The organism is Hydrogenophaga sp. (genome assembly GCF_028698005.1).
Classification (GTDB): Bacteria; Pseudomonadota; Gammaproteobacteria; order Burkholderiales; family Burkholderiaceae_C; genus Hydrogenophaga.
This window is the reverse complement of sequence record NZ_JAQVEJ010000145.1, coordinates 1-7,278: the sequence shown is the minus strand read 5'-3', so window position 1 is coordinate 7,278 and position 7,278 is coordinate 1. Positions and strand designations below refer to the sequence as shown.

Annotated in this window: 11 protein-coding genes and 1 pseudogene; 7 read left to right on the top strand and 5 right to left on the bottom strand. The window is 64.7% G+C overall.

All coding sequences use genetic code 11. The features are described from left to right. Positions 1-2: 2 nt before the first annotated feature. Positions 3-254: a type II toxin-antitoxin system ParD family antitoxin gene (locus PHQ87_RS12795; RefSeq protein WP_300234926.1), complete on the top strand. Its 252-nt coding sequence runs from the start codon at positions 3-5 to the stop codon at positions 252-254. Next, entirely contained in the window at positions 251-580 is a 330-nt protein-coding gene (locus PHQ87_RS12790; RefSeq protein ID WP_300234923.1) for a type II toxin-antitoxin system RelE/ParE family toxin, read from the top strand. Before PHQ87_RS12795 ends, PHQ87_RS12790 begins: the two co-directional genes overlap by 4 nt. Before the next feature lie 636 nt (positions 581-1,216). Here the strand turns inward: PHQ87_RS12790 and PHQ87_RS12785 are convergent. Both PHQ87_RS12785 and PHQ87_RS12780 read right to left on the bottom strand, forming a co-directional pair. Then, entirely contained in the window at positions 1,217-1,705 is a 489-nt protein-coding gene (locus PHQ87_RS12785; protein ID WP_300234921.1) for a DUF3489 domain-containing protein, read from the bottom strand. Between the two features lie 8 nt (positions 1,706-1,713). Continuing rightward, complete coding sequence (locus tag PHQ87_RS12780) at positions 1,714-1,917, bottom strand: hypothetical protein (RefSeq protein ID WP_300234918.1); 204 nt, start codon at positions 1,915-1,917, stop codon at positions 1,714-1,716. 141 nt (positions 1,918-2,058) lie between these two features. On the opposite strand from PHQ87_RS12780, the gene PHQ87_RS12775 reads away from it, so the two are divergent. From PHQ87_RS12775 to PHQ87_RS12755, 5 genes are read left to right on the top strand one after another with little or no spacing between them, the layout of a single operon-like run. Beyond that, on the top strand, positions 2,059-2,382 hold the full coding sequence (locus tag PHQ87_RS12775) for a helix-turn-helix domain-containing protein (protein ID WP_300234915.1): 324 nt from the start codon (positions 2,059-2,061) through the stop codon (positions 2,380-2,382). A gap of 37 nt (positions 2,383-2,419) precedes the next feature. Beyond that, positions 2,420-2,977: a hypothetical protein gene (locus tag PHQ87_RS12770; RefSeq protein ID WP_300234912.1), complete on the top strand. Its 558-nt coding sequence runs from the start codon at positions 2,420-2,422 to the stop codon at positions 2,975-2,977. Between the two features lie 25 nt (positions 2,978-3,002). Beyond that, positions 3,003-3,560 carry a hypothetical protein gene (locus PHQ87_RS12765; RefSeq protein WP_300234910.1) on the top strand — a complete coding sequence of 186 codons (558 nt, stop codon included), beginning with the start codon at positions 3,003-3,005 and terminating at the stop codon, positions 3,558-3,560. A gap of 2 nt (positions 3,561-3,562) precedes the next feature. Next, positions 3,563-4,669: an RNA-binding domain-containing protein gene (locus tag PHQ87_RS12760; protein ID WP_300234907.1), complete on the top strand. Its 1,107-nt coding sequence runs from the start codon at positions 3,563-3,565 to the stop codon at positions 4,667-4,669. Next, complete coding sequence (locus tag PHQ87_RS12755; RefSeq protein ID WP_366524482.1) at positions 4,558-5,115, top strand: Fic family protein; 558 nt, start codon at positions 4,558-4,560, stop codon at positions 5,113-5,115. The genes PHQ87_RS12760 and PHQ87_RS12755 overlap by 112 nt, the downstream gene beginning before the upstream one ends. Before the next feature lie 169 nt (positions 5,116-5,284). On the opposite strand, the gene PHQ87_RS12750 is transcribed toward PHQ87_RS12755, so the two are convergent. The 3 genes and pseudogenes from PHQ87_RS12750 to PHQ87_RS12740 all read right to left on the bottom strand — a co-directional run. After that, positions 5,285-6,046, bottom strand: a complete 762-nt coding sequence (locus PHQ87_RS12750) for a class I SAM-dependent methyltransferase (RefSeq protein WP_300234904.1) — start codon at positions 6,044-6,046, stop codon at positions 5,285-5,287. Positions 6,047-6,092: 46 nt separating this feature from the next. Then, on the bottom strand, positions 6,093-6,809 hold the full coding sequence (locus PHQ87_RS12745) for a hypothetical protein (RefSeq protein WP_300234901.1): 717 nt from the start codon (positions 6,807-6,809) through the stop codon (positions 6,093-6,095). Next, positions 6,806-7,278 (bottom strand): annotated as a pseudogene (locus PHQ87_RS12740) (mammalian cell entry protein); the annotation flags it as partial. The pseudogene PHQ87_RS12740 and the gene PHQ87_RS12745, both read right to left, overlap by 4 nt.

Below are 7,278 nucleotides of genomic sequence, written 5' to 3'. Positions count from 1 at the left end.
CCATGAGCACGATGAACATCTCTCTCCCCGACACCCTCAAGTCCTTCGTGGATGAACAGGTCAGCCAGCGCGGCTACGGCACGAGCAGCGAGTACGTGCGCGAGTTGATCCGCAAGGACCAGGACCGCCTGCAACTGCGCAACTTGCTGTTGGCCGGAGCTGCCTCGGCCCCTGCGGCACCCGCCGATGCCAGCTACTTCGAAGGCCTGCGTGATCGGGTGCGCAAGGCTGCCAAACCCGCTGCCAAGGCGTGAAGGCCAATGCAGTCATCCCGCGTGAGCAGGCCAACCGGGATTTGGACGAGGCTGTGGCCTATTACCTGAGTGAAGCGGGCGAAGCCGTGGCACTCGGCTTCATCGACGCACTGGAGAAGGCCTACGGCCACATCGGCCGCCATCCGGCCACAGGTTCTCCACGCTACGCCCATGAACTCAACTTGCCGGGCCTGCGCGCATGGCCGCTGACGCGCTACCCGCACCTCGTGTTCTACGTCGAGCGTCCGGACCACATCGACGTCTGGCGTGTGCTGCACGGCCAGCGGGATATCCCAGCTTGGATGCAGGAGCCTGATGTCGTGTGACGGTCGGGTCGCCAGGGCATATCTGCGTGATCGGCGGTGTAAACGATAAGGGGCGACCGTCACAACCATCACCACTGTCACGCTGGGCCGGTCCTTGTGATGGTGGTGACGATGGTGATGGTCAACGCCTATTGTTATGGCCGAGGAACGCATACATACCCCGGGCAAAAGGGGTCCTTCCTGGCGATATTCCAATACGGGGGGCGCAAGCGCAGCTTTTCGCCACCGTCCGAACAGAAAACAAGGTTTGCAGGGTTTGCGGTTCGCACCTGGCGGTGTGGGAAAGCGGGCCGAAAGCCCGGTCAGCGCGGGCCTTTGCGCGGTAGCGGTAACGCGGAATGTGCGAACCTGGGTGCGTACCCGGTTTGCAGGTTTGCACCCAAGCTATGCGAAAAACGGCCAGGGATAAAAACTCAATGCTGGCGCGGGTTTGCGGCTGATTCTATGGCTGGGTTACAGAAATCGGCCCACGAGCCTTTGCGCACCGTCTGACGCATCGGACACAGGTTGTCGTAACTTTCCGTGAGGCGCGCACACGCGCACGCGTATAGAGAGTTACGTGGAGCTGTGTCCGATGCGTCAGACACGCCGGGGTATCCGCAGGGCCTCAAGAAACTGGACACCCTTGGCGGCAGATCACACCACCCTGTACACCCGTTCGCCGCTGTCGTTGTGCGCCAGCACCACGTTAAGGCCGAGCTTCTTGCGCAGCATCCCGGAAATTGCTCCGCGCAGGGTGTGCGGCTGCCAACCAGTGGCCAGCATCAGTTGCAGGCTGGTCGCGCCCTGTGGGCGGCGCAGCGCCATCACCAGTGCGGCGAGTTTGGTGCCGGGGCGGATCGGGATGCCCTCCAGAAGTTGGAGATCACCGATGGTGCCCACCGGCTGGACGTCATCCGGTGGCACGGGTCGCTGCTGTCCGATGGCCGCGTAGCCCGCGTCGGTCATCACGTGGCCGTCGTCGGCAGGCTCGATCCACCCGCGCTGCAGCAGTGAGGTCAGCACCTTGACCCGTGCGCCGCCGCGCAGCGTGTCGGGCGGGATCACTCGCCCATCGGTGCGGCGGGCGGCAGTGCGCAGCAGCAGGCTTTGAGCCGGGGAGAGTTTGAGCAGGGTCTCCATCATGGCCTCCGTCACTTGACCTGGCCGTCGAAGATCGCCAGAAGGTCATCCAGCGCCTGATCCACTCGCCCGAGGTCACCAACGTGGCCCCAGTGGATAGCGTCCGGGTTGTGGCCGAAGTGGTCGGCGGCCAGTTGCTGCAGTCGGGTCAACTTGTTGTGGATGGCTGCGGCGCGGGCGAGATAGGCGTCGGTGGCAGTGGTCTTGGTGTTCATCGCGGGGCTCCTTGATTGGTGGATGGGATGACGCCACCATTCACGCGCTGAACGATCAAGAAGCCAAGCGAATGCGCTGTCTATAGTTGTGCCACATTGATATACTTCTTGCCTTATGACCCAACCATCAGGTGACTTTCGATGAAACGCTGCGTTGTGGGTGTCCGTCGCGCCGATGCGCCGGTGGCGGAAGGCCGTGGGCAGTACGCACCGACGGTGTGGTTTCCGTCCATGGCCACCATGGCTGCCGTGTTGTCGGAAGACAACCGGGCCATGCTGCGCCTGATTCACGAGCGCAAGCCCAAGTCGCTGACCGAATTGGCGGAACTGACTGGGCGGCAAGTGCCCAATCTGTCGCGCACGCTGCGCATGATGGAAGGCTACGGGCTGGTTGCCATTGAAAAGAACGCCCGCGAAACCCAGCCCATTGCGCTGGCCACCGAATTTCTGGTGGTGCTGGATTGAACCCGGCACGGCCCAACGAAGAAGCAAGGGGGAGCTTTTGTCTGCCATTGATACCCTGATCGCCCAAATCAGCGATCCCCGCCTGCGCGAGCGCCTCACTGCCGAGTGGGACAACGCCAAGAAAGAAAAGAAATTCGGCCTGGTATTTGAAGACCACTTGCCCGAATTGTTACCGCTGCACGGTGCCAAACCGCGCAAGGGCGACCTAGTGTGTCGCCGTCAGGGTGCGCTGAAAGATGTGTGGCAAATCAAGTCCATCCACGCGGGCGTGGCCACTTGCGTCCAGCCCAGCAACGAGGCGCACCCCAGCGAGCCCACCCGTGCAGCGGCAGAGCCGGTGCAGTTCCCGGTGGATGAACTGCTGGTGGTGCGGGAATTTGGCGAGCCCATCTTCCCCGCGCTGGTGCCGGTGGATGCTGTGCAAAACGGCCCCGCCGATGCTCCCTGGCACACGCTGATCGAGGCCGACAACTACCACGCGCTACAGCTGCTGGATTACCTGTATGCCGGTCAGGTGGATTGCATCTACATCGACCCGCCTTACAACACCGGCGCGCGCGACTGGAAATACAACAACGACTTAAGGCGTGCTTAATGGTTCGGGCCAGGGACTGATTCGCATGGCAACGAAGAAAACCACCAAAGCCACGCCCAGTTGGAGCGACGTCAAAACCAAGCTGGCCGATTTCGACCGCGCCGGTTTGCTGGGGCTGGTGCAAGACCTGTACGCCGCCAGCAAGGACAACAAGGCATTTTTGCACGCTCGTTTTGGGCTGGGCGACGACCCGCTGGAGCCCTTCAAGGATGTAATCATCCGATGGATCAACCCGCCTGACTTTCGCAACCCGATCTCGGTCAGCAAAGCCAAGAAGGCCATCAGCGATTACAAGAAGGCACTGGGCCAGCCAGAGGGATTGGCCGAACTCACGGTGTTTTACTGCGAGGAAGTGTTCGATTTTCTGGCCGATTGCGGCATGGACGATGAAGGCTTTTATGACGCACTGGTACGGATGTTCGAACAGGCGCTGAAATACGTGCTGGCCTTGCCCGCTGCGCAGCAGGCGGCATTCCTAGCCAGGCTCGACCGGGTGCGCCAGTTGGGGCAAAACGTTGGCTGGGGCGTGGGCGATGACTTCGACCATTTCTGGTCGGCGGCTGGTCTGGCGGGAGACGAATAAATATGGGCAAACTTCCGATCAACCTGAATGACCTGCTGCGCCAGCGCACGGTTGAGGGCGAGCGCATCGAGTACAAGGCCGGGTGGAATCCGGACCCGATCATCCGTACCGTGTGCGCCTTCGCCAACGACTTCGAAAACCTCGGCGGCGGTTATGTGGTGATCGGGCAGGATTGTGATGCCAATGGTCAACCGGTGTTTCCGCCGGTGGGGCTGGCCGATAACCAGCTCGACAAGATTCAGCAGGAATTGTTGGCCGCCTGCCAGTTGATCCAGCCGCCGTACTTCCCGGTATTGAGCATCGAGGAAGTCGAGGGGCGCAAGCTGATCGTGCTGTGGGCACCGGGCGGGCAGAACCGGCCTTACAAAGCGCCGGAAGCCATTACGGCGAAGCACAAGGTCTGGAAGTACTTCATCCGCAGGTACAGCAGCACGGTCGAGGCCAAGGGCGAAACCGAGCAAGAGTTGTTGAGCCTGGCGGCCAAGGTGCCATTCGATGACCGCTACAACCAGTCGGCACGAATCGATGATCTGTCGAAGCCCTTGATGCAGGCCTTTTTGCAGGAGGTTGGCAGCACGCTGGCAGAGGATGCGCCCGGGCTTTCGGTCGAGGCATTGGCTCGCCAGATGAATGTGGCGGGTGGCCCTACCGAATCACCGTGGCCCAAGAACGTGGGCCTGCTGTTTTTCAACGATACACCGGAGCGCTTCTTCCCCGCCGTGCAGATCGACGTGGTCTGGTTTCCCGAAGGCGCGGGCGGGGATCGCTTCGAGGAAAAGATCTTCAAAGGCCCTCTGGCGCGGATGACGCGCGAGGCCTTGAGCTACATCCAGCGCAACTTCTTGCGCGAGACAGTCATCAAGCACCCCGACCGCGCCGAGGCCACGCGGGTCTGGAATTTTCCCTACGCTGCGATCGAGGAAGCTTTGGTCAACGCGGTTTATCACCGGTCTTACGAAGAGCGCGAGCCCATTGAGGTGCGCATCAGCAACGAAGAATTGGTCATCCTGAGTTTCCCTGGCCCGGATCGGTCGATTCGGCTGGAGGATTCCAGGCCGGGCGTGCGGTCAGCCGCCGCTACCGCAACCGGCGTATCGGTGAATTCCTGAAGGAGCTTGATCTGACGGAAGGTCGCTCGACGGGCATCCCGAAAATCCTCAAGGTGATGGCCGCCAATGGCTCGCCCGCGCCGCTGTTTGAATCAGATGAGGATCGACTTTCGTTTGTGATCCGGCTGCCCTGCCATCCGTTGGCCCGGCCGGTGCCCCCAAAAGTCACCGGGGAAGTCGCCCCCGAAGTTACCCCTGAAGTCGCCCCCGAAGTTGTGCGGGTCGTGTTGGCCTTGCAGGAAGAATTGTCCCGGACAGGACTGCAGCAGGCCCTGGATCTGAAGGACGAAAAGCATTTCCGGAAGGCATACCTGTTGCCCGCGCTCGCTTCTGGCCTGGTGGAGATGACCCGACCCGAAACACCGCGCAGCAGTAAGCAACGCTACCGGCGGACTCGCCTTGGGCAGCGATGGCTGGAGACGCATCAGGGTAATAGTGCGTACTGAGTTATGGGGAAACACCCGCAAGCCCGCAGCAACCCGCGCCAGTGCTCATCAGCTCGGGAGGCCGGTCTGCACATGGTCAACCATCCGCCACCACCCACAAGGGCTCGGACAAACGCCGGGCCCTTTTTCGTTGCCGCGCCCGGCATCCGCTGGTGCAGCGGGCCTGGCCTCATACGATGCCGACCCGCATCCGGATGGGCCAGCGCACCTCGCGGCGCAGCAACGCATCACCACCCCAGAGCGACTTCAGGTCGTCCGCGAAGCGGTGCAGGATGCCGTCCTGCCCGGTCTCGCGCGCGCGGTGTACGGCCGACCAGGTGGCGATGTAGCCGAGCAGTTCGTCCAGCGTCCAGTCCTGGCGGATGTGCAGCGCCGGGGCCGGTTGCTCAGTGTAGGGAAACGGCAGATCCGCATAGCCGCTGTCCACGAGCCGGCGTTCGGGTGGCCAGAAGGGACCGATCTCGTCCCGGTAGAAGTGCATGAAGCGCTCGCCAGCCGGCCCGTCGAGCCACAGCACGCCGTAGGACACGAGCGCGACCACCGCTCCCTTGCGCGCCACGCGGCGCACCTCGGCATGGAAGCGCGGCAGGTCGAACCAGTGGGCGGCCTGCGCGGCCGTGACCAGGCTCGCACAGCCATCGGGCAGCGGCATGTGCTCCGCCGACGCACCGGCATAGCGCACGCGGACATGCGGCAGGGCATGGGCAAGCTGGTCGGCGCTCGGATCCAGGCCGATCACCCGATCGAAGTGGTCGGCCAGTTGCCTCGTGAGCTGGCCGTTGCCACAGCCGACATCGACGGCCAGCGCGGCGTCCGGACTCAAGGCCGCGAGGTACCGGGCGAGCTCCGGCGGGTACTCGGGCCGGAAGCGCGCGTAGGCCTGACCGCCTTGCGCGAACCAGTTGCGTGACGTGCCGGAGGTGTCGGACAAGGGGTGGCTCCCAGGCAGTGGTGGTCCGCGCGGCCGGCCCTTCGGCTCAGGGCAGCGACGCTCCCCCGGTCACCTCGATGCGGCGTTGCAAGCGCTGCACTTCGGCCTCGTCGCCGGCGGCCCGGGCCTGTGTCTGCGCCACGTGCAGCCAGGCCAGCAGCGGACGGCGCCAGCCCTGTGCGGACGCCGTGTCGATGGCCTGGGTGACCACCTCCGGCCCGGCCAGCCCCCGGCGATACAGCACGCCCGCCGCGATCAGGCGGCTTTGCGCGTCCTCGATGCCGGCCAGCGCGGCGGCCGTGCCCGCGGTGGCCGCCCGGCGCTGGGCTTCGGGCAGCAGGGCCGTGTCCTCGGCACCGGCCTGGCCGGCCAGGTAGCGGTGGTAGGCCTGTTCGGTGGCGCCACCATCGCGCTGCACCACGTCATCGGCCGGGCAGACGCCCTCGCCGGCATCGAGCGCGGCCACGCGCGCGGCGCAACGCAACAGTTGCAGGCGCAACAACAGCTCGGGCCGCCCCGAGGCCGAGGCCTCGCGGACGGCGCGGCGGTACTCGGCCTCTTCGACGCGCTGGTTGCCCTCGAACCAGCCCTGGAGCGACAGGTCCATGGCAGACCTGGCGTTCATCTGCCAGTCCGGTGGCGGCGTGCCGGCGCAGGCCGCCACGACGACCACCGCGACCACCGCGATGCATCGCCACGGCCAGGCCGTACCCGCCGCCGGGCGGTGCGTGAACCGGTGAGCAAGGGAGCCGGTGTGCTTCATTTGAGTTCGATCTCCGTCTCGCGGGCGAACGGCCAGCGGCGGTTGATGTCGTTGACCAGCGAATCCACCTTGCGCAGGCTGGTTCCCACCTGCGCCCGCAGCACGTCCAGGTCGGTGGTGGCCGTGCGCGTGTTGGCCGCGATGCCCTGCGCCTCGACGAGCAGCGCATCGACCTGCCTGAGGGTGCCACGCGCCTCGCCCAGCAGGCCCGTGACCTGCTGCACGGCGGCGCGCAGATCCGGCACCAGCGCGCCCTGTCCTTCGGGCGCACCCTGGCCGAACACCTGTTTGTCGGCGTTGGCCACCAGGCTGTCCACGCGCGCAGCGAGCGCATCGACCCGCGCCAGCAGCGCGTTGGCGCGCTCCAGCGTCACCATCACCTGGCGCGCATCGGCCTCGTTGCCCATGAGCACGCCCAGGCCACCCTGCGGCCCCTTGAGCCTGCCGGTCACGTCCTGCACGTTGGCCA